This window comes from Bosea sp. F3-2 (genome assembly GCF_008253865.1).
Classification (GTDB): domain Bacteria; phylum Pseudomonadota; class Alphaproteobacteria; order Rhizobiales; family Beijerinckiaceae; genus Allobosea.
The window spans coordinates 5,353,572-5,373,157 of record NZ_CP042331.1 but is presented as its reverse complement, the minus strand read 5'-3'; the positions used below and the strand labels follow the sequence as shown (position 1 = coordinate 5,373,157).

The 19,586-nt window shown below is 67.4% G+C and carries 16 protein-coding genes; 14 read left to right on the top strand and 2 right to left on the bottom strand.

What is annotated here, in order from left to right; genetic code table 11:
* The first annotated feature begins 39 nt into the window (after positions 1–39).
* Together FQV39_RS24855 and FQV39_RS24850 are read left to right on the top strand one after the other, a co-directional pair.
* Positions 40–1,860: a sensor histidine kinase gene (locus FQV39_RS24855; protein WP_149132725.1), complete on the top strand. Its 1,821-nt coding sequence runs from the start codon at positions 40–42 to the stop codon at positions 1,858–1,860.
* Entirely contained in the window at positions 1,857–3,251 is a 1,395-nt protein-coding gene (locus FQV39_RS24850; protein WP_149132724.1) for a sigma-54-dependent transcriptional regulator, read from the top strand. The genes FQV39_RS24855 and FQV39_RS24850 overlap by 4 nt, the downstream gene beginning before the upstream one ends.
* Before the next feature lie 54 nt (positions 3,252–3,305).
* Here the strand turns inward: FQV39_RS24850 and FQV39_RS24845 are convergent, their stop codons facing one another.
* Complete coding sequence (locus tag FQV39_RS24845; protein ID WP_149132723.1) at positions 3,306–3,569, bottom strand: DksA/TraR family C4-type zinc finger protein; 264 nt, start codon at positions 3,567–3,569, stop codon at positions 3,306–3,308.
* Between the two features lie 220 nt (positions 3,570–3,789).
* The gene (locus FQV39_RS24840) at positions 3,790–4,002 is read right to left on the bottom strand and encodes a hypothetical protein (protein ID WP_149132722.1); all 213 of its coding nucleotides are present in this window, start codon (positions 4,000–4,002) and stop codon (positions 3,790–3,792) included.
* A gap of 199 nt (positions 4,003–4,201) precedes the next feature.
* On the opposite strand from FQV39_RS24840, the gene FQV39_RS24835 reads away from it, so the two are divergent.
* The 12 genes from FQV39_RS24835 (at position 4,202) to FQV39_RS24780 (ending at position 19,486) form a co-directional block, all read left to right on the top strand.
* A complete protein-coding gene (locus tag FQV39_RS24835; protein ID WP_149132721.1) occupies positions 4,202–4,786 on the top strand; it encodes an ANTAR domain-containing response regulator in 585 nt (194 codons plus the stop codon).
* Entirely contained in the window at positions 4,783–5,856 is a 1,074-nt protein-coding gene (locus FQV39_RS24830) for an ABC transporter substrate-binding protein (protein ID WP_149132720.1), read from the top strand. Before FQV39_RS24835 ends, FQV39_RS24830 begins: the two co-directional genes overlap by 4 nt.
* Positions 5,857–6,143: 287 nt before the next feature.
* A complete protein-coding gene (locus FQV39_RS24825; RefSeq protein WP_149132719.1) occupies positions 6,144–7,469 on the top strand; it encodes a CmpA/NrtA family ABC transporter substrate-binding protein in 1,326 nt (441 codons plus the stop codon).
* Positions 7,470–7,473: 4 nt separating this feature from the next.
* Positions 7,474–8,688 (top strand): NAD(P)/FAD-dependent oxidoreductase, encoded by a 1,215-nt coding sequence (locus FQV39_RS24820; protein WP_149132718.1) that lies wholly within the window; start codon positions 7,474–7,476, stop codon positions 8,686–8,688.
* Positions 8,688–11,375 (top strand): nitrate reductase, encoded by a 2,688-nt coding sequence (locus FQV39_RS24815; RefSeq protein WP_149132717.1) that lies wholly within the window; start codon positions 8,688–8,690, stop codon positions 11,373–11,375. The genes FQV39_RS24820 and FQV39_RS24815 overlap by 1 nt, the downstream gene beginning before the upstream one ends.
* 41 nt (positions 11,376–11,416) lie before the next feature.
* On the top strand, positions 11,417–12,325 hold the full coding sequence (gene ntrB / locus FQV39_RS24810) for a nitrate ABC transporter permease (RefSeq protein WP_149132716.1): 909 nt from the start codon (positions 11,417–11,419) through the stop codon (positions 12,323–12,325).
* Positions 12,326–12,335: 10 nt separating this feature from the next.
* The gene (locus FQV39_RS24805) at positions 12,336–13,127 is read left to right on the top strand and encodes an ABC transporter ATP-binding protein (protein WP_472840606.1); all 792 of its coding nucleotides are present in this window, start codon (positions 12,336–12,338) and stop codon (positions 13,125–13,127) included.
* Between the two features lie 10 nt (positions 13,128–13,137).
* A complete protein-coding gene (locus tag FQV39_RS24800; protein WP_149132714.1) occupies positions 13,138–13,560 on the top strand; it encodes a globin family protein in 423 nt (140 codons plus the stop codon).
* A 22-nt stretch (positions 13,561–13,582) separates the two neighbouring features.
* Positions 13,583–15,379 (top strand): NirA family protein, encoded by a 1,797-nt coding sequence (locus FQV39_RS24795; RefSeq protein WP_149132713.1) that lies wholly within the window; start codon positions 13,583–13,585, stop codon positions 15,377–15,379.
* A complete protein-coding gene (locus FQV39_RS24790; protein ID WP_149132712.1) occupies positions 15,376–16,959 on the top strand; it encodes a sulfite reductase subunit alpha in 1,584 nt (527 codons plus the stop codon). The genes FQV39_RS24795 and FQV39_RS24790 overlap by 4 nt, the downstream gene beginning before the upstream one ends.
* A 491-nt stretch (positions 16,960–17,450) precedes the next feature.
* The gene (locus FQV39_RS24785) at positions 17,451–18,125 is read left to right on the top strand and encodes a response regulator transcription factor (RefSeq protein ID WP_149132711.1); all 675 of its coding nucleotides are present in this window, start codon (positions 17,451–17,453) and stop codon (positions 18,123–18,125) included.
* Positions 18,122–19,486 carry a sensor histidine kinase gene (locus tag FQV39_RS24780; protein WP_149132710.1) on the top strand — a complete coding sequence of 455 codons (1,365 nt, stop codon included), beginning with the start codon at positions 18,122–18,124 and terminating at the stop codon, positions 19,484–19,486. The genes FQV39_RS24785 and FQV39_RS24780 overlap by 4 nt, the downstream gene beginning before the upstream one ends.
* Positions 19,487–19,586 lie beyond the last annotated feature (100 nt).

Below are 19,586 nucleotides of genomic sequence, written 5' to 3'. Positions count from 1 at the left end.
CCCTCTTGATTTGTGCGGAAATCCGCACAACGACTGGTTATGAGCCATTTCCTGCTCGATCCGCGGAAGAGCACTGCGACGCTGCGCTGGCTGGTCTTCGGGCTGATCGTCGCGGCGATCGCCATCGCCTCGCTCTTCGCCGCCGGAGAGTTCGGCCGCAGCCGGGCTATCGCCGGCACGCAATCGCGCGCCGAGGATGCCGGAACGCTGGCGCTTGCCATCCTGCGTGGCGAGCTTGAGAAGCAGCGCGCGCTGCCGGTCATCCTGGCCCGCGACCCGGATGTGCGGCAGGCCCTGACCGGCGGCAGCCGCCACGGGCTCGACCTCAAGCTGGAAGCCATCGCGCGCGAAGCCCGCACCGCCGTGATCTACCTGCTCGGCCCGGACGGCGTCGCGATCGCGGCCAGCAACTGGAACGAGCCGACGAGCTTCGTCGGCAGCGACTACAGCTTCCGTGACTATTTCAGGGGAGCGGTCGCGACTGGCGGCGCGGAACAGTTCGCGCTTGGCACGGTCAGCCAGCGTCCCGGCCTCTATATCACCCGGCGGATCGAGGAGGCCGGCCAGAGCCTCGGCGTAATCGTCGTCAAGGTCGAGTTCGACCGGGTCGAGGCCGACTGGCGGGCGCTGGGCGGCCAGAGCTATGTCGTCGACCAACGCGGCGTCGTGCTGCTCGCGACGATCGAGGATTGGCGCTTCCGGGTCGAGGCGCCGCTCGATCAGGCGACTGCTGCGGCGATCCGGGACTCGCTCCAGTTCGGCGCCGCCCCGCTGACGCTCCTGCCGCTGCGGCGGCAGGGCGAGCTCGTTCAGGGAGCGAGTCCGCTCACCGGCCGATACGTCCAGATGCGCCAGCCCGTACCGACGACGGACTGGGCGCTGGAGGTGCTGCTGCCCGTCGATGCCGCGATCACCGAAGGCCGTTCACAAGCGCAGGCGCTGGTCGCGCTCGTGCTGATGCCGGGCACCGCGCTCGCCGCCTTCGCCCTGCGCCGGCGCCAGCACAATCTCGCCCGGCGCGAGGCCGACGCCCGCGCGAAGGCCGAGCTCGAGGAGCGCGTCGCCGAGCGCACGGCGGAGCTGGCCGGCGCCAATCAGCGGCTCGTCGCCGAAATGGCGAAGCGGACCCGGGCACAGGAGCGCCTGTCCAATCTCCGGGAAGAACTCGCCAAGGCCAACCGCCTGGCGACGCTCGGCCAGATCACCGCGGGCGTCGCCCATGAGGTCAACCAGCCGCTCGCGGCGCTGCGCACCTATGCCGAGAACGCCCGCGCTTTCCTCAAGCGATCCGACCCGACTGAGGCCGACGCCGCACTGGTGCGGATCGTCTCGCTGACAGATCGGATCGGGGCGATCACCGAGGCCCTGCGTGGCTTCGCGCGTCGCGGCAAGGGGCAGCCAATGCCCGTGCCGGTAGCGACCGTCCTCGAAGGTGCCCTGACCCTGCTCGAAGGGCCGCTCCGTCAGGCTGGCGTAACGCCGCTCATGACTGCGCCGCCGGAGCCGGTCCTCGTCACCGCCCGCCCGATCGAGCTCGAACAGGTGCTGGTCAATCTGCTGCGCAACGCGATCGAAGCATTGCTCGAAGGCGGAGACGGCCGCCAACCCGCGCTCGCCATAACGGTCACCCCACGCGGCGATCGTGTCGAAATCACCATCGCGGATCGCGGTCCGGGCCTGTCCGAAGAAGCGCTGGCGCAGCTCTTCACCCCTTTCAGCACGACCAAGCCGAAGGGTCTCGGCCTCGGGCTCGTGATCTCGCAGGACATGATCACCTCCTTCGGCGGCACGCTGACGGCGACCAGCCGGCCGGGCGAAGGCGCCAGCTTCGTCATCAACCTCGAGAGGGCGGCCGCATGAGCGATTCCGGCGCTTCCATCGCTGCGATCGAGGTCGCCTTCGTCGACGACGACCCCGATCTGCGCGACGCCAATGTGCAGGCGCTGCGCCTCGCCGGCTTCCCGGCGGTGGCATTGCCCTCCGGTCAGGCGGCGCTGCAGAGGATCGGACCGGACTATGCCGGCATCGTCGTCACCGACATCCGCATGCCTGGCATGGACGGCATCGAATTGTTCCGGCGGCTGCGGGCGCTCGATCCCGACATTCCGGTGATCATGATCTCGGGCCATGCCGATATCGAGACCGCGGTCGGGGCGATGAGCGAGGGTGCCTACGACTTCATCGCCAAGCCCTATTCTGGTGAACGCCTCGTCGAGACTTTGCATCGCGCCGCCGAGAAGCGGGCGCTCGTCCTCGAGAACCGCCGCCTGCGAGCACTGGCAGCACAGGGCGAGGAGGAAACCACCCTCATCGGCGAGACGCCCGCTATCATGCGGCTGCGCCAGACCATCCGCGAACTCGCCGATGTCGATGTCGACGTGCTGGTTCAGGGTGAGACGGGAACCGGCAAGGAGGTCGTCGCCAACTTGCTGCATCGCCTCGGGCGGCGACGCGACAAGCCCTTCGTCGCGCTGAATTGCGGCGCCCTGCCCGACAGCGTTATCGAGAGCGAGCTCTTCGGTTATGAGCCCGGCGCCTTCACCGGTGCGCAGAAGCGCCGGATCGGGCGCATCGAGCATTCGAGCGGCGGCACCCTCTTCCTCGACGAGCTGGAGAGCATGCCGCTCGCCGCACAGGTCAAGCTGCTGCGCGTACTGGAAATGCGCGAGATCGCACCGCTCGGTTCGAACGACCTGCGGCGCGTCGATCTCAGGGTCGTGGCCGCGACCAAGGCCGACCTGGGCGACCGGGTGCAGCGGCGCGATTTTCGTGAGGACCTCTATTACCGCCTCAATGTGGTGACGCTGCGCATTCCGCCGCTGCGCGAGCGCCGCCGCGACATCCCGCTGCTGTTTTCGCGTTTCCTGGCGCGGGCTGCGGAAAAGTACCGCCGGGAAGCGCCTGCCCTGGATCGTGCAGTCGAACGGCACCTCGTCGAGAGCGACTGGCCGGGCAATGTACGGGAGCTCGTCCATTTCGCCGAGCGTGTCGCACTCGGACTGCCGGAAAACCTGCTGCCGGTTCGAAAGGCGGAGGACGCCGAGCTCCTGAGCCTGCCCGAACGGCTCAACGCCGTCGAAGCGGCGCTGATCCGGGAGACGCTGGAAGAAACGCGGGGCGACGTCCGCGCCGCGCTGGAAAAACTGCGCATCCCGCGCAAAACCTTCTACGACAAGCTCGCAAGGCACGGCATCGATCGCGCGGCCTATGAGCCTGGAGCGGAACGAGAAACAAAAACTCCGACGCGCTGAGTATCCCGACGCCGGCGGTATTCCTGATCGGCGTGCCGGGCAGCGCCGCCCCGCCTACCTCAACTGGCTGTCCTTGCTGCCACGCCGGTTATAGGCGGAGGACGCCGCCGACCGGTCATGGCCCGATTGGCACTGCACGCAAAGACGAGCGCCCGGCATGGCGCGGCGGCGCGCCTCGGGGATTTCCTCGCCGCATTCCTGGCAATGGATCTCGCCCGGGCCGGAGGGCAGCCGTGATCGCGCCAGCCGGACCGCGTCATTGATGGAATCGTCGATCTGGTCCTGAACGGCTCCATCGGGAGCCCAACCGCTGGCCATCCTGACACCTCCCCGCTCGGAGGATATGGGGTCGACAGGCGAAAATCCAACGCAAACGCAAAGCTTTGAGCCGCGTTCGATCAGATTGAACCATGCCAGCCGTCATTGCGAGGAGCGACAGCGACGAAGCAATCCAGGAGGACTGGGTTGAACGCTTCAGCCCAGTCCTCCGGTATTGCTTCGCTGCGCTCGCAATGACGGTGGAGCCGAGCCTTCCGCGCTAGGCACCGCTGCCCGGCTCTGCCTTGGCCCTGTCGAGCGTACTCACCACATCCTCCAGGCTCTCCTTCACGCCGAGCAGAAAGTCCTTGCGGAAGGCGATGATCGTATCCGGCGGCTCGCCCTTGAAGGTGTAGACTACGCTGACCTGATCGGGATTGACGTAGACGGCCTGGCCGTCCTTCGGCGAGGTGAACTTGCAGAGCTTGGGCATGGTGCGATCTCCATCAGCGGCCCGAACACCGACGCGGCCGGGTCTGCCCAGGCGATGACGTCATTGTCGGTGCAGATTTCGCTACAGGCTAACATCGCGTCAGTCCACGACCCACGCGACCGAGATCAGCGCGTTGGCCATGATGGCACGATTCCTGATTGGCAGACCGCGAACCGTCCCAAAGGAACAGCTGAAAGGCATGGTGCCAAATCTGCGGATCCTCATCGTCGACGCGAACCAGGTCAGGGCCGCGATCATCGAGGAAGGCCTGCGGGAAGCAGGTTACCGGCAGCTGATCCGCGTGTCCGCGACGACCGGGCTGATTGCTGCCATCGAGGCGCATGATCCCGATGTCGTGGTGATCGATCTCGAGGATCCCAGCCGCGACGCGCTCGCCGACATGTTCCTCGTCAGCCGGCATATCCGCCGCCCGATCACCATGTTCGTCGACCAGTCGGACTCCGCCTCGATCGAGGCGGCGGTCGAGGCCGGCGTCTCCGCCTATATCGTCGACGGGCTGAAGAAGGAACGGATGCAGCCGATCCTGCAAACCTGCATCAGCCGCTTCAACGCCTTCCGGAAGCTCCGCGAGGAGCTCGACGAGGCCCGCTCGCAGCTCGAGGATCGCAAGACGATCGACCGCGCCAAGCGCATCGTCATGCGGTTGAAGGGCCTCTCCGAAGACGAGGCCTACGCGCTGATGCGCCGCACCGCGATGAACGAGAAACGCAAGCTCGTCGACATCGCCCGCTCCCTCATCACCGCCGCGGAGATGCTCAAATGACGACGCTGCACCTGCGGGTCGGCTTCATGCCGCTGGTCGATTGCGCGCTGCTCGTACTGGCGAAAGACGAGGGTTTCGCCGAAGCCGAGGGGCTCCATCTCGAACTGGTTCGCGAGGTGTCCTGGTCGAACCTGCGCGACAAGCTGAATGTGCGCCTGTTCGACGCCGCCCATATGCTCGGCCCGGCCGCCATCGCCGCGACGCTGGGCATCGGCGGCGTGAAGGCCCCGATGGCGGCGCCGCTGGCGCTCAATCGTGACGGTGCCGCCATCACCCTTTCGCTCCGGCGTTTCGAGGAGCTGTCGCGCCTGGACGAGGGCGACCTGGGCGACACCGCCGCCTCGGCCCGCGCGCTCGCCGCCCTGGTCGCGCGCCGCAGGGCCGCCGGCCTGCCGCCGCTGACCTTCGCCGCGGTCTTCGGCTTCTCGACGCATATCTACCTGCTCTGCGAATGGCTGGAGAAGGGCGGGCTCAAGCTCGGCGAGGACGTGCGCTTCGAGGTGGTCCCGCCACCCCAGACCGTCGAGGCGCTCGCCAGCGGGCGGATCGACGGCTTCTGCGCGGGCGCGCCCTGGAATTCGGCGGCCGTGGCGGCGGGTGTCGGCGCGATGGTGCATGCCAGTGTCGACCTGAGGCGCAACTGTCACGACAAGGTCCTGGCCTGGCGCGCCGACGACGTGCAGCGGCGCCCGGCCGCGGTCGCGAAACTCGGCGCCGCGATCCTCAAGGCCAGCGCCTGGGCCTGCCGCCCCGAGAATTTTTCGCGTATGGCGCAGCACCTTTCCGCGCCGGATCGGCTCGCTCTGCCCACCCCGCTCATCGAACGCATTCTGCACGGAGAGCTGATTCAGGGCGCCGACCGGCCACCTCGCCAGATCGATCATTTCATCCGCTTCGACCGGGAAGCTCTGCGCCCCGATCAGGACGATGCCGATTGGGTTCTGGCCGGGATGGAACGGGCTGGCCAGATCGTCGCAACCCCACAGATCCGCGATATTGCCCGAGGCGTTTTCCTTCCCGCCCATTTTGAAGGCATTTTGTCCGCCCATTCAATTTTGCCTAAATATTAGGCCAATGCGCTTCTCTTGTGCGACGCAGCAAAGCGATTGCAGCAAACGCCCGCGAGCTCATGAGTTCGCAAGTTATTGCAATTCAAGGGTCGCGGCGCCGCCGCGCGGTTGGCACGATCCTTGTAGGGAATGATGCGACGCGGCCAACGCTGCCCGCGCCATCCCCGATCCGGAAGACACAGCAACGTCGCTGTCGAATGCGCCTGCCAAGGCGTCTTTCGCGCGGCGTTTTTCGCGTTCGGGGCTGGCTCAAGGCGAACGACTTTCCAGCAATCGAGAGACGATCGATGACGCACAGCTCCAAGACCCTGATCAGGACGGCCGCCACGCAGGCCGGCGCAAGCCGCCGCCACTTCCTACAGCTGTCCGGCACAGCCGCGCTGCTCGCGGCGGCGAAGGCCGCCCTGCCCTCCGGCGCCTTCGCGCAAAGTGCCGGCCCCGAGGTCAAGGGCACGCGGCTCGGCTACATCGCTCTGACCGACGCCTCGCCGCTGATCATCGCCAAGGAAAAGGGCCTCTTCGCCAAGCACGGCCTGCCCGACATGGAGATCGCCAAGCAGGCCTCCTGGGGCGCGACGCGCGACAACATGGCGCTCGGCTTCAAGGCCAACGGCATCGATGGCGGCCACATCCTGCGGCCGAAGACGCATCTCTACTCAACCGGCAAGGTGATGCAGAACGGCCAGCCGCTGCCGATGTACACGCTGCTCAACCTCAACGAGGACGGGCAGGCGATCTCGGTCTCGAACGAATACAAGGACCTCGCCGTCCAGAAGGACGCCTCGCCGCTGAAGCAGGCTTTCGAGCGCAAGAAGGCCGCGGGCAAGGAACTGACCGCCGCCATGACCTTCCCGGGCGGCACCCACGACCTCTGGATCCGTTACTGGCTCGCCGCCGGCGGCATCGACCCCGACACCGAGATCAAGGTCATCGTCGTGCCGCCGCCCCAGATGGTGGCGAACATGAAGGTCGGCACCATGGATTGCTTCTGCGTCGGCGAGCCCTGGAACGAGCAGCTCGTCAACCAGAACATTGGCTACACCGCGCTGACCACAGGCGAGCTCTGGTTCCGCCATCCCGAGAAGATCCTCGGCATGCGCGCCGATTTCGTCGACGCCAATCCCAGGGCGACGCAGGCCATCCTGATGGCCGTGATGGAAGCCCAGATGTGGGCCGACAAGATGGAGAACCGCCAGGAGCTCGCCGAGATCGTCGGCCGGCGCCAATGGTTCAACGTTCCCACCGGCGACATCAACAAGCGCCTGCTCGGCGACATCAACTACGGCAATGGCCGCGAGGCGAAGGGCACCAATCTCTACATGAAGTTCTGGGGCGAAGGCGGCTCGACCTCCTATCCCTGGAAGAGCCTCGACACCTGGTTCGTCACCGAGAACATCCGCTGGGGCAAGTTCGAGCCGACGATCGACATCAAGGCGCTGGTCGACAAGACCAACCGCGCCGATCTCTGGCGCGAGGCGGCGAAGACGCTCGGCGTCACCGGCGCGCCGACCGCCGATTCCCGCGGCGTCGAGACATTCTTCGACGGCGTGAAGTTCGATCCTGCCGCGCCGATGGACTACCTCAAGGCGCTGAAGATCAAGCGGGTGGCCTGACGCCATGGCCGAGCCCCTGATCATCGTCGGCAATGGCATGGCCGCGACGCGGCTGGCCGACGAACTCAGCCAGCGCGCGCTCGGGCGCTATTCCGTCGCGGTGATCGGGGACGAGCCGCGGCTGGCCTATAATCGTGTTCTGCTCTCGCCGCTGCTGGCGGGCGAGATCGGCGAAGGGGAGATCGAGCTCAAGACGGCCGCCTGGTGGCGCGGGCGCGGCATCTCCACCTTCTACGGCCGCTCCGTCGAGAGCATCGACCGCGCGGCGCGGACGGTGACGCTCAGCGGGGGCCTGGCCCTGCCCTATGGCAAGCTCGTGCTCGCGACCGGCTCGACGCCGCTGCGCCCACCCTTCCCGGGTAGCGATCTCGCCGGCGTCGCGACTTTCCGCGATACCGCCGATGTCGGCACGATGCGGGCCTATGCCCGGCGCGGCGCCCGCATCGTCGTCATCGGCGGCGGGCTTCTCGGGCTTGAGGCCGCCTACGGCCTCAGCCGAGCCGGCGCCGAAGTGACGCTGCTCCACCTCGTCGACCGCCTGATGGAACGTCAGCTCGACCATGAGGGCGCAGGCCTGCTCGCCGCGGCGATGGCTGCGCGCGGTATCGACGTGCGCCTCTGCGCCGAAACGAAAGGCTTCCGCGGCAAGGACCATGTCGAGGCGGTCGAACTGACGGACGGCACCGAAATTCCCGCGGACCTGGTGGTCATCGCCATCGGCGTGCGCCCGAATGTCGGACTCGCACGGGCAGCTGGCCTCGGTGTGGGCCGCGGCATCCTGGTCGATGATGGCCTCGCCACCGACGATCCCGCGATCTTCGCCATCGGCGAATGCGCCGAGCATCGGGGCCTGGCCTATGGGCTGGTCGAGCCCGCTTATGAGCAGGCTCGCGTGCTGGCCGCGAGGCTAGCCGGGCGTGAGGGCGCCTATCGGGGCTCGCTGCTCTCGACCAATCTCAAGGTCTCCGGCGTCGGCGTCTTCTCGGCGGGCGAATTCGAGGCCGGCGACGGCGCCGAGACCGTCGTGCTGCGCGATCCCGCCGCGGGCATCTACCGCAAGTTCGTGCTGCGCGAGGGGCGGCTCGCCGGCTGCGTGCTCGTCGGCGATACGCAGGGCGCGCTGTTCTATCTCGGGCTGATCCGCTCGGGCCAGGACATCAGCGCAATCCGCGCCGACCTGCCCTTCGGCGAAAGCTATTGCATCGGGGAGGCCGCCTGATGCGCCACGACGCCCCCCTCGCTCCAACCGTGGTGCGCACGACCTGCCCCTATTGCGGCGTCGGTTGCGGCGTGCTGGCAACGCCGGACGGGCTGGGAGGCGCCGCCATCGCCGGAGATGCGGACCACCCAGCCAATCGCGGACGCCTCTGCTCCAAGGGTTCCGCCCTCGGCGAGACGCTGGGGCTCGGCAGCCGGGTGCTGCACCCGCTGAAGCGCAACGCTGCCGGCAGCTACGACAGGGTCGGCTGGGACGAGGCGCTCGATGCCGTCGCCGCCGGGCTGAAGGCCATTGCCGCCGAACACGGCCCCGAGGCGATCGCCTTCTACCTCTCCGGCCAGCTTCTGACCGAGGACTACTACGTCGCCAACAAGCTGGCGAAGGGCTTCATCGGCTCGCCCCATGTCGACACCAACTCACGCCTGTGCATGTCCTCGACGGTCGCTGCACAGCGCCGGGTCTTCGGCTCGGACACGGTGCCCGGCGCCTATAAGGATCTCGACAGCGCCGACCTGATCGTCCTCGTCGGCTCGAACACGGCCTGGTGCCATCCGATCCTGTTCCGGCGAATGCAGGACAACCGGCGGGAGCGTGGGGCGCGCCTCGTCGTCCTCGACCCGCGCGTCACCGCGACGGCGGAAGACGCCGATATGGTGCTGACGCTGAAGCCCGGCTCCGACGCCGCGCTCTTCGCCGGGCTGCTCGTCCATCTCGCCGACCGCGGCCTTGTCGACCGCACCTATGTCACACGCCATGTCACGGGCTTCGACGAGGCGCTCGCCAATGCACGCGAGATTGCGCCCGACATCGAGGCCGTTTCCACCGCCACCGGCCTGCCGGCTGAACGGATCGCGGCCTTCTACGAGCTCTGGGCGAGCACGCCGCATGTCGTCACGGCCTGGAGCCAGGGCGTCAACCAGTCGGCGCAGGGCACCGACAAGGTCGCCGCCATCCTGAACTGCCATCTCGCCACAGGCCGGATCGGGCGGCCCGGCTGCGGCCCCTTCTCCCTCACGGGCCAGCCCAATGCGATGGGCGGGCGCGAGGTCGGCGGTCTCGCCAACATGCTCGCCGCCCATATGGGTTACGGTGCGGAAGAGATGGATCGCGTCCGCCGCTTCTGGCAGGCGCCGAACATGGCCCGCCGCGAAGGCCTGAAGGCCGTCCAGATGCTCGAGGCCGCCGCTGAAGGCCGCCTCCGCGCGATGTGGGTAATGGCGACGAACCCCGCCGTGTCCCTTCCCGATGCGGACAGGGCCCGCGCCGCGCTCGCCGGCCTCGACCTGTTCGTCGTCTCCGAGAACGTGCTCTCGAACGACACGCTCGCAGCCAAGCCCCACTACATCCTGCCGGCCGCCGCCTGGGGCGAGAAGGATGGCACCGTCACCAATTCCGAGCGCCGCATCTCGCGCCAGCGCGCCTTCCTGCCGCTGCCCGGCGATGTGAAGCCGGACTGGTGGATCATCTGCGAGGTCGCCAAGCGCCTCGGCTTCGGCGCGACCTTCGCCTATGCCGGCCCGCACGCGATCTATGCCGAGCATGCGGCGCTCTCCGCCTTCGAGAATGACGGCACGCGCGATTTCGACATCGGCGCCCATGCCGGGCTCGACAAGGTCGCCTATGACGGGCTCAGGCCGGTGCAATGGCCCGTGCCCGCATACCGGCCGCAGGGCACCGCACGGCTCTTCGGCGATGGCAACTTCTTCGGCCCCGAGCGCCGCGCGCAGATGCGCCCGCTCGCCGCGCCGAAGCTGGCCACGGCAACGAGCGAAGCCTTTCCGCTGCTGCTCAACACCGGCCGCGTCCGCGACCACTGGCACACCATGACTCGCACCGGCCTCAGCCCGCGGCTCAGCGCGCATATCGCCGAGCCTCCGGTTTATGTGCATCCAGCCGATATCTTGCGCTTCGGGCTGGCCGAGGGCGGCTTCGCGCGTCTCGCCAGTGCCCACGGCACGGCCGTCCTCAGGATCGTCGCCGATCAGGGCGTCGCCGAGGGAGCACTTTTTGCGCCGATTCACTGGTCGGAAGAGACAGCCTCCAACGCGCGCATCGGCGCCCTGACGCAGCCAATCTGCGACCCCTTCTCCGGCCAGCCCGAGATGAAGGCGACGCCGGTCTCCATCGCGCCGATCGCCTATCGTTTCGAAGGCTTCGTCCTGTCGCGCGAGCCGTTTGCCCTGCCGGCGGGGAGCTGGTGGGCGCGGCTTGCCGTACAGGGCGGCGAGGGCCGGCTTTTCGCCACCGACGCTCCCGTCGATGCCATGGCGGCCCTGATGCGTGAGCGTTTCGGCGCGGACGAACTGACCGAACTGATCGACTGCGACGGCGGCAGCTATCGTTGTGCCGTGCTCCAGGAAGGCCGGCTCGTGGCCGCCCTCTTCCTCGCGCCTGCGGGCCGCGCGCCGCTCTGGGACATGGTCAAGGCCGTATTCGCCGATCCGGCGGCAACCGTGGAGAGCCGGCTTGCCCTGCTCTCGGGACGGAACCCCGGCGGCGCCGACCCCGGCCCGACCGTCTGCGCCTGCTTCGGCGTGGGCTTGAACGCGATCCGCGCTGCCTTCGAAGCCGGAGCCGCGACGGCCGAGGAGATCGGCGTTCAACTCAAGGCGGGAACCAATTGCGGCTCCTGCCTTCCCGAAATCCGCCGTATCGGCGCGCAGGCACGCGCGAGCGAGGCGGCATGACGAATGCGACGGAAGAGCTCAGTCAGAGGAGAGACTGGAACATGGGTCAGCCTGTCTTGAAAGGCGCGACTGCGGGCGCGACGGTTGTCACGCTCTCGGGCAAGCCGTCCGAGGTCGTGCCGCTGCCGGCCGGGCCTGCGAAACCCTTCGCAGCGAAGCTCGTCCCCTGGGGGAAGAGCGCCCTCGTCAACCTCTTGCCGCCGCTGATCACGGTCGCGCTGATCCTGCTGTTCTGGCAGATCGCGGCTTCCGGACCGCAATCCTCGCTGCCGCCGCCCACCAAGATCTGGGAGGAGGCGAAGGATCTGATCGTCGAACCGTTCTACTGGGCGGGCTCGCAGGATATCGGCCTGGGCTGGCGCATCCTCGTCTCGCTGCAGCGCGTCGCGATCGGCTTCAGCCTGTCGGCGATCGTCGGCGTGCTGCTCGGCGCGCTGGTCGGCCAGTCGGTCTGGGCGATGCGCGGGCTCGATCCGGTCTTCCAGGTGCTCCGCACCGTGCCGCCGCTCGCCTGGCTGCCACTCTCGCTCGCCGCCTTCCGCGACAGCCAGCCCTCGGCTATCTTCGTGATCTTCATCACCGCGATCTGGCCGGTGATCATCAACACCGCCGTCGGCATCCGCAACATCCCGCAGGATTACCGCAATGTCGCGCAGGTGCTGCGGCTGAACCAGATCGAGTTCTTCTACAGGATCATGGTGCCCTCGGCCGCGCCCTACATCTTCACGGGCCTCAGGATCGGCGTCGGCCTGTCCTGGCTCGCCATCGTCGCGGCGGAGATGCTGACCGGTGGCGTCGGCATCGGCTTCTTCATCTGGGACGCGTGGAACTCCTCGCGCCTCTCCGACATCATCGTGGCGCTGGTCTATATCGGCGTGGTCGGCTTCCTGCTCGACCGCCTCGTCGCTCTCGTCGGCCATGTCGTCACCCGCGGCACCGCGACCAACTGAGGGCTTAAACGTGAGCTATCTCAAAATCGACCATGTCGACAAACGCTTCCAGCGCGGCGCCGCCACCACGGAAGTCCTGAAGGACGTCAGCCTCGTCATCGACAAGGGCGAGTTCGTCTCGATCATCGGCCATTCCGGCTGCGGCAAGTCGACCCTGCTCAACATCGTCGCGGGGCTGACGCCGGCGACGACCGGCGGCATCCTGCTCGAAGGCAAGGAGGTCAACGCGCCGGGGCCGGACCGCGCCGTGGTCTTCCAGAACCACTCGCTGCTGCCCTGGCTCACCGTCTACGACAATGTCGCGCTCGCCGTGAACAAGGTCTTCGGGGGCAAGAAGAGCAAGGCCGAGCGGCATGGCTGGATCATGCACAATCTCGACCTCGTCCAGATGGCCCATGCAAAGGACAAGCGGCCCGGCGAGATCTCGGGCGGCATGAAGCAGCGCGTCGGCATCGCCCGCGGCCTCGCCATGGAGCCGAAGATCCTGCTGCTCGACGAGCCCTTCGGCGCGCTCGACGCTTTGACCCGGGCGCATCTGCAGGACTCGGTGATGCAGATCCATGCCGCGCTCGGCAACACCATGATCATGATCACCCACGACGTCGACGAGGCCGTGCTGCTCTCCGACCGGATCGTGATGATGACCAACGGCCCTTCCGCCCGCATCGGCGAGGTTCTGGACGTGCATCTCGCCCGCCCGCGCAAGCGGCTCGAGCTGGTCACCGACCGCACCTACATCGCCGCCCGCGAGGCGGTGCTGAGGTTTCTCTACGAGCGTCACCGCTTCGTCGAAGCCGCATGAGGAGAGCGTCATGACACCCGAACAGGTCTCCGAGATTCGAGTGAGCTTCTCCAAGGTCGCGCCCATCGCCGAGCAGGCCGCCGCCCTGTTCTACGGCCGGCTGTTCGAGATCGCGCCGGAGATCCAGCCGCTCTTCAAGGCGGCCGACATGAAGGAGCAGGGGCGCAAGCTGATGGGCACGCTCGCGGTCGTGGTGAAGGGGCTCGACGATCTGCCGGCACTGATGCCGGCGGTCGAAGCGCTGGCCCGCAAGCATGTCGGCTACGGCGTCAGCGCCGCCCATTACGCGCCGGTCGGCGCTGCGCTGCTCTGGACGCTGGAGCAGGGCCTCGGCGAGGGCTTCACCCCGACCGTGAAGGACGCCTGGACGACGGCCTATGGCGCGCTCTCCGGCGCGATGATCGCGGCAGCCGAGAAACCGGCCACCGCCTGAAAAAGCGCAGTGGAAGTTACCCATGAGTGACGATTTCACCCCCGATCAGAAGCGCTATCTTGAAGGCTTCATGAGCGGCCTGCAGTCGGCTCGCACGGCGCGCGGTCTCGGTCCGCTCGGTGGCGCGCCGGGCAGCGCTCCGGCCAAGCCTGATGGCCCCGACAAGGAGCATGCCGAGGCGCAGGCGAGGACGGTCGCCGCCGGCGGCAAGCTCGTCGATCAGGAGAAGTGGAAAGCCGCCGAACACCCCTTCGACGCCTATGCCCGCTTCAAGGAGCAGGCCCAGGCCGGCATCTATCCGAAGCCGGAGGACAATTTCCGCTGGCGCTATCACGGCCTGTTCTACGTCGCCCCCGCGCAGAACAGCTATATGTGCCGGCTGCGCATTCCCAACGGCATCCTCAAGGCCTGGCAGTTCGCCGGCGTCGCCGACATCGCGGAGAGCCTCGGCGGCGGCTACAGCCACGTCACCACCCGCGCCAATCTCCAGATCCGCGAAATCACCGCCGAGAACGCCCCGCTCCTGCTCGAAGGCCTCGCCGATCTCGGGCTGACCGCCAAGGGCTCGGGTGCCGACAACATCCGGAACGTCACCGGATCGGCGACCGCCGGCATCGATCCGCTTGAGCTGCTCGACACACGCCCGCATGCCCGCGCCTGGCACCATCACATCCTGAACGACCGCTCGCTCTACGGGCTACCGCGCAAGTTCAATGTCGCCTTCGATGGCGCTGGCTCCATCGCGACGCTGGAGGACACCAACGACATCGGCTTCCAGGCCATCGAGGTCGGAGACGGAGCCTCCTTCGAGGACCAGCCGGTTGCGCCTGGAATCTGGTATCGCCTCGCGCTCGGCGGCATCACCGGCCATAAGGACCTCGCCCGCGATACCGGCGTCATCATCGCCCCATCCGACGCGATTGCCGTCGCGGATGCGATCGTCCGGGTCTTCATCGCCAACGGCAACCGCACCGACCGCAACAAGTCCCGGCTCAAATACGTGCTCGATGCCTGGGGCTTCGACAAGTTTCTCGCCGCCGTCGAGGAGAAGCTCGGCCGCCGGCTGATCCGGCTCGACGACACCTTCGTCAAGCCGCGCCCCGTCTATGACCGGCTCGCCCATATCGGCATCCACAGACAGGTCCAGCCCGGCCTCAACTGGATCGGCGTGGCATTGCCGGTCGGCAAACTCACGGTGCAGCAGATGCGCGTCATCGCCTCGATCGCCCAGGGCTGCGGCGACGGCGATATCCGTCTGACCGTCTGGCAGAACCTGCTGATCTCCGGCGTGCCGGACGCGAAGGTCGACGATGTGCTCGCCAATCTGCAGGCCATCGGCCTCTCCGCCGAAACCTCGGTGCTGCGCGCCGGGCTGATCGCCTGCACCGGCGCAACCGGCTGCAAATTCGCCGGCGCCCATACCAAGGAGGATGCGCTCGCCATCGCCGCCCATTGTGAGCCGCGCATCACGCTCGACACAGCCGTCAACATCCACCTGACCGGCTGCCACAACTCCTGCGCCCAGCACTATATCGGCGATCTCGGGCTGATCGGCGCCAAGGTTCCGGTCAATGACGAGGGCGACACCGTGCCCGGCTACCACGTCTTCGTCGGCGGCGGCTTCGGCGTCGAGGGCGGCATGGGCCGAGAATTCCGGACCAATGTGAAGGCGGAGGATGCGCCGGCCCTGGTCGAGGCGATCCTGCGCAGCTGGCAGACGCATCGCGCCGCACCGGATGAGAGCTTCGTCGCCTTCGCCCGCCGCCATGACATCGCGGCCCTGCAAGCCCTGGTCGAGCAGATCGGAGACGCGGCATGACCGTCCAGAGCCCGAACCCGATCGTCCAGGTTCTGCCGGAAACCGCGCCCTTCAGCGAGGAGCAGCGCTCCTGGCTGAACGGCTTCTTCGCAGGGCTGCTTTCGCTCGACAATGCCGGCGTGACCGCATTGTCGCCGGCCGAGAACGCCGCCGTCATGGCCGAGACCGAGGACGGGGCGCCCTGGCACGATCCTTCGCTGGAAATGGCAGAGCGCATGAAGCTGGCCGAGGGCAAGCCCCTGCCCCGCCGGCTCTACGCCGCCATGGCCCAGCAGGATTGCGGACAATGCGGCTATGTCTGCGAAACCTATTCCGCCGCCATCGCCTCCGGAGCCGAGGGGCGTCTCAATCTCTGCGCGCCCGGCGGCAAGGAGACGCTGCGCCAGATCAAGGCGCTGGTGGAGGAGCCCGGCGCTTCTGCCCCGACCACTCCCACTGAAGCCACACCACCCGCGGAGCTGGGGCCGAAGGGGCGCTGCCGCGAGAACCCCGCGCTCGCAACCTTTCTCTCGCGCCGCAAACTCAATGGCCAAGGCTCCGAGAAGGAGACCTGGCACGTCGAGTTCGACCTCTCGGAATGCGGGCTCGACTATGTCGTCGGCGATGCTTTCGGCATCGCCGCCCAGAACGACCCCCGCCTCGTTGATGCAGTCATCGCTCTCCTGGGCGCGCGGCCGGATGCCGAGATCGGCGGCAAGTCCTTGCGTGACAAGCTGGTGGCCGATTGCGCGCTCGGCCCGGCCCCCGACGCATTGTTCCAGCTCATCTCCTACGTCACCGGCGGGGAGGCCCGCGCCAAGGCCAGGCGCCTTGCGGCAGGGGAAGATCCCGATGGAGATCTCGACCGGCTCGACGTGCTCGGCACGCTGCACAAATTCTCGCAGGCGCGGCTCTCGGCAGAGGCTTTCGTCGAGGCGCTCGATCCGCTCCAGCCGCGGCTCTATTCGATCTCCTCGTCGCACCACGCCACGCCCGGCCGCATCACGCTGACGGTCGATGCGGTGCGCTACAAGATCGGCTCGCGCCCGCGCTGGGGCGTGGCCTCGACCTTCCTCGCCGAACGGGCGCTGCCCGGCGACAAGGTGCCGGTCTATGTCCAGCGTGCCCATGGCTTCGGGCTCCCGGCCGATCCGGCAACGCCGGTCATCATGTGCGGCCCCGGCACGGGCGTCGCGCCCTTCCGCGCCTTCCTGCACGACCGGCAGGCGACCAAGGCGCCGGGCCGCAACTGGCTGTTCTTCGGCCATCAGCGCCGCACCTGCGATTTCTTCTACGAAGACGAGCTGCAGGCGATGAAGGATGCGGGCTTCCTCACCAATCTCACGCTCGCCTGGTCGCGCGATGCCGGCGCGAAGGTCTATGTCCAGGACCGCATGCGCGAGCGCGGCAGCGAACTCTGGTCATGGCTCGAACAGGGCGCGCATTTCTACGTCTGCGGCGATGCCAAGCGCATGGCCAAGGATGTCGAGCGCGCGCTGGTCGATGTCGTCGCCGAACATGGCGATCGCTCCAGCGAGGAAGCGATCGCCTATGTCGCCTCGTTGCGGAAGGCAGGGCGCTACCAGGCTGACGTCTATTAGGGGTCGCTGATTTTCTGCGGAAACACGCCGTCATCCCGGGCTTGACCCGGGATCCATCGTAGGCCGCCGAGCCCTATGATGGATTCCGGATCGGCGCCGCTATCGCGGCTTGTCCGGAATGACGGGACCGTTTCCGCTAAAACACAACACGCACGAGTGCGTTTTCCGATCAGGTTGGATCGCAAAAGCCGTCATTGCGAGGAGCGAAGCGACGAAGCAATCCAGGGGCCGCCGGGCTCTACGTCCTCCTGGATTGCTTCGCTGCGCTCGCAATGACGGTTCAGACTGATCGGAAAACGCTCTAGGGGCCATCGGTTCGCGAGCAGTCCGGAATCCCCTTGCTCGGCAATGTTGCGGCAAGCATCGGGGTCGATATCGGGCAAAATTCAGCCCGACGCGAAGCCCATCCTATGCTGCAGCCGTCAGCGCCTTCCACCACCCGCAAGCCGGATGCAGGCACCTCGCTCATGCGCGGCCGCTGAGGACCCGGCATGCGCATTCTTCTGGTCGAAGACGAACCGGAGATGGCCAGTGCATTGCGCACGGCTCTCGCGCAACATGACATGGTCGTCGACCATGTCACCACTTTGGCCGACGGCGAGGAAGCGATCGCGGCCGGCGTTCATGGCGCGGTGCTGCTCGATCGCAACCTGCCTGATGGCGACGGGCTCGATCTGCTTCCCCGCATACGCGCCCGGAAGCTGCCCGCTCCCGTCATCATCCTGACCGCGCGCGGCGACATCGAAGAGCGAGTCGAGGGGCTCGATACGGGCGCCGACGACTACCTGGCCAAGCCTTTCGTGATCGATGAGCTGCTCGCGCGGTTGCGCGCCGTGCTGCGCCGATCGGTCGAGCTGGCGCCGGATCTCCTGCGCCTCGGCCGTTTCGAATTCGACTGGCGCAATCGCAGCGCAAGCGTGGATGGGCAGGCCCTCGATCTGCCGCGGCGAGAGCTGTTGGCGCTGGAGAGCCTGCTGCGCCGCCATGGCCGCGCTGTCCAGCGCACGACACTGGAAGAGGCCGTCTACGGCTTCGACGACGAAATCCAGTCGAACGCGCTCGACATGCATATCTCTCGCCTGCGCCGGAGGCTGAGCAATGCCGGGGCGGGGCTCGAAATTCACGGAATCCGAGGCATCGGCTATCTGCTGAAGCGGGCGGCATGACCTTTCCGGCACCGCGTGCCCATTCGCTGAAGTGGCGGCTGATCCGTCGGCTTCTCGCGCTGCAGGCGGCGCTGCTGTCCCTGCTGATCGTGTCGATCATCGCTGCGCTCTATCTCGGTGGCCACCTCCTCAACTTCGAATCCGAAGACGTCACGATCGACGCGCTGAAGAACGCGGTGTTGCGCGACGCCAATGGCGGTCTGGCGGTCCGCGAGACGCCGGAGCTGATCAAGCTGCGCACGACAGTGCCAGGTCTTTGGTACATCCTGCGCGATCGGCAGGGGCACCAGCTGATCGAGGGCTCTCCACCATCGCACTTCGCACGCATCGGCGATGCGCTGGACGGGATCGGCAATGCGCGCATGGGCTGGAATTGGGGGGCCCCGCCGCGCCCGAACGCCCAGATGCGCTGGGTCGGGAGCGCGGCTGGTGAAATCCAGGTCGTGACCGGTCCCGGAGGCGAGGCGCCGCTCCGCTGGCTGATCCAGAGCGTGCTCGTCATCTTCGCGAGCTTCGTATTGCCGGCGCTTGTCGTCATGGCCCTGGCGACCCTGATCGCGACGCCGATGGTGGTCAGCCGGGCGCTGGGCGGGCTCGGAACCGTTGCTGCGGAGGCGGAGCGGATCGACATCGACCGCCAAGGCACCCGTCTCCCGACAGCGCTGACGCCGACCGAAGTCACGCCGCTGGTCGATGCGGTCAATCGCGCCCTGCAACGACTGGACGAGGGGCATTCCCGGCGGAAGCGCTTCCTCGCCGACGCCGCTCATGAGTTGCGGACACCGATCGCGATCCTGCAGACCCGGCTTGAGACATTGCCGGGCTCCATGGAACGCACCCGGCTGCTCGAGGATATTGCCCGGCTCGCCGTGATGGCCGAGCAGTTGCTCGATCTGCAGCGGTTGGAACGTGCCCCCAACGCCTTCGTCAGGCTCGACCTCGTCGCGATCGGCCGGCGCGTCGCCATCGATCTTGCACCACTCGCCATCAACGCCGGCTACGCGCTCGCCTTCGACACCGAAGCCGAACGGGTTGACGTCGTCGGGGACGCTGCGGGGCTCGAGCGGGTGCTTGTCAATCTGGTGCAGAACGCCATCCAGCATGGCGGCCGGCGTGGCACGATCACCATCTCGGTCGGGAGCGAGCGGATCATCGATGTGATCGATGAAGGCCCCGGGATCGCAGCCGAACGGCGTGAGCGGGTCTTCGAGCCCTTCTCCCGCCTCGCCCATCAGGATCGGGGCGCTGGCCTGGGGCTTCATCTCGTGCGGGAAATTGTCCAGCTGCACGGCGGCGCCATCGCCATTCTGGATCGACCGTGCGGAACCTGTTTCCGCCTGAGCTTGCCGATGCCGACCTGAACGCCTCAGGCTCAGGCCGGGCATAATGCTGAGATAATCGAGCAAAGCGAGATCTCCGCGGCCTGGGCGTCACAACAAGAGAAGACGGCGGGCGTGGAGA

What these genes read in the sequence shown, in the direction of transcription:
- FQV39_RS24850 (WP_149132724.1), top strand. Translation starts at nt 1,857, where the DNA reads ATGAGCGATTCCGGCGCTTCCATCGCTGCGATCGAGGTCGCCTTCGTC.
- FQV39_RS24830 (WP_149132720.1), top strand. Translation starts at nt 4,783, where the DNA reads ATGACGACGCTGCACCTGCGGGTCGGCTTCATGCCGCTGGTCGATTGC.
- FQV39_RS24795 (WP_149132713.1), top strand. Translation starts at nt 13,583, where the DNA reads ATGAGTGACGATTTCACCCCCGATCAGAAGCGCTATCTTGAAGGCTTC.
- FQV39_RS24825 (WP_149132719.1), top strand. Translation starts at nt 6,144, where the DNA reads ATGACGCACAGCTCCAAGACCCTGATCAGGACGGCCGCCACGCAGGCC.
- FQV39_RS24840 (WP_149132722.1), bottom strand. Translation starts at nt 4,002, where the DNA reads ATGCCCAAGCTCTGCAAGTTCACCTCGCCGAAGGACGGCCAGGCCGTC.
- ntrB (WP_149132716.1), top strand. Translation starts at nt 11,417, where the DNA reads ATGGGTCAGCCTGTCTTGAAAGGCGCGACTGCGGGCGCGACGGTTGTC.
- FQV39_RS24815 (WP_149132717.1), top strand. Translation starts at nt 8,688, where the DNA reads ATGCGCCACGACGCCCCCCTCGCTCCAACCGTGGTGCGCACGACCTGC.
- FQV39_RS24855 (WP_149132725.1), top strand. Translation starts at nt 40, where the DNA reads ATGAGCCATTTCCTGCTCGATCCGCGGAAGAGCACTGCGACGCTGCGC.
- FQV39_RS24780 (WP_149132710.1), top strand. Translation starts at nt 18,122, where the DNA reads ATGACCTTTCCGGCACCGCGTGCCCATTCGCTGAAGTGGCGGCTGATC.
- FQV39_RS24785 (WP_149132711.1), top strand. Translation starts at nt 17,451, where the DNA reads ATGCGCATTCTTCTGGTCGAAGACGAACCGGAGATGGCCAGTGCATTG.
- FQV39_RS24845 (WP_149132723.1), bottom strand. Translation starts at nt 3,569, where the DNA reads ATGGCCAGCGGTTGGGCTCCCGATGGAGCCGTTCAGGACCAGATCGAC.
- FQV39_RS24835 (WP_149132721.1), top strand. Translation starts at nt 4,202, where the DNA reads ATGGTGCCAAATCTGCGGATCCTCATCGTCGACGCGAACCAGGTCAGG.
- FQV39_RS24800 (WP_149132714.1), top strand. Translation starts at nt 13,138, where the DNA reads ATGACACCCGAACAGGTCTCCGAGATTCGAGTGAGCTTCTCCAAGGTC.
- FQV39_RS24790 (WP_149132712.1), top strand. Translation starts at nt 15,376, where the DNA reads ATGACCGTCCAGAGCCCGAACCCGATCGTCCAGGTTCTGCCGGAAACC.
- FQV39_RS24820 (WP_149132718.1), top strand. Translation starts at nt 7,474, where the DNA reads ATGGCCGAGCCCCTGATCATCGTCGGCAATGGCATGGCCGCGACGCGG.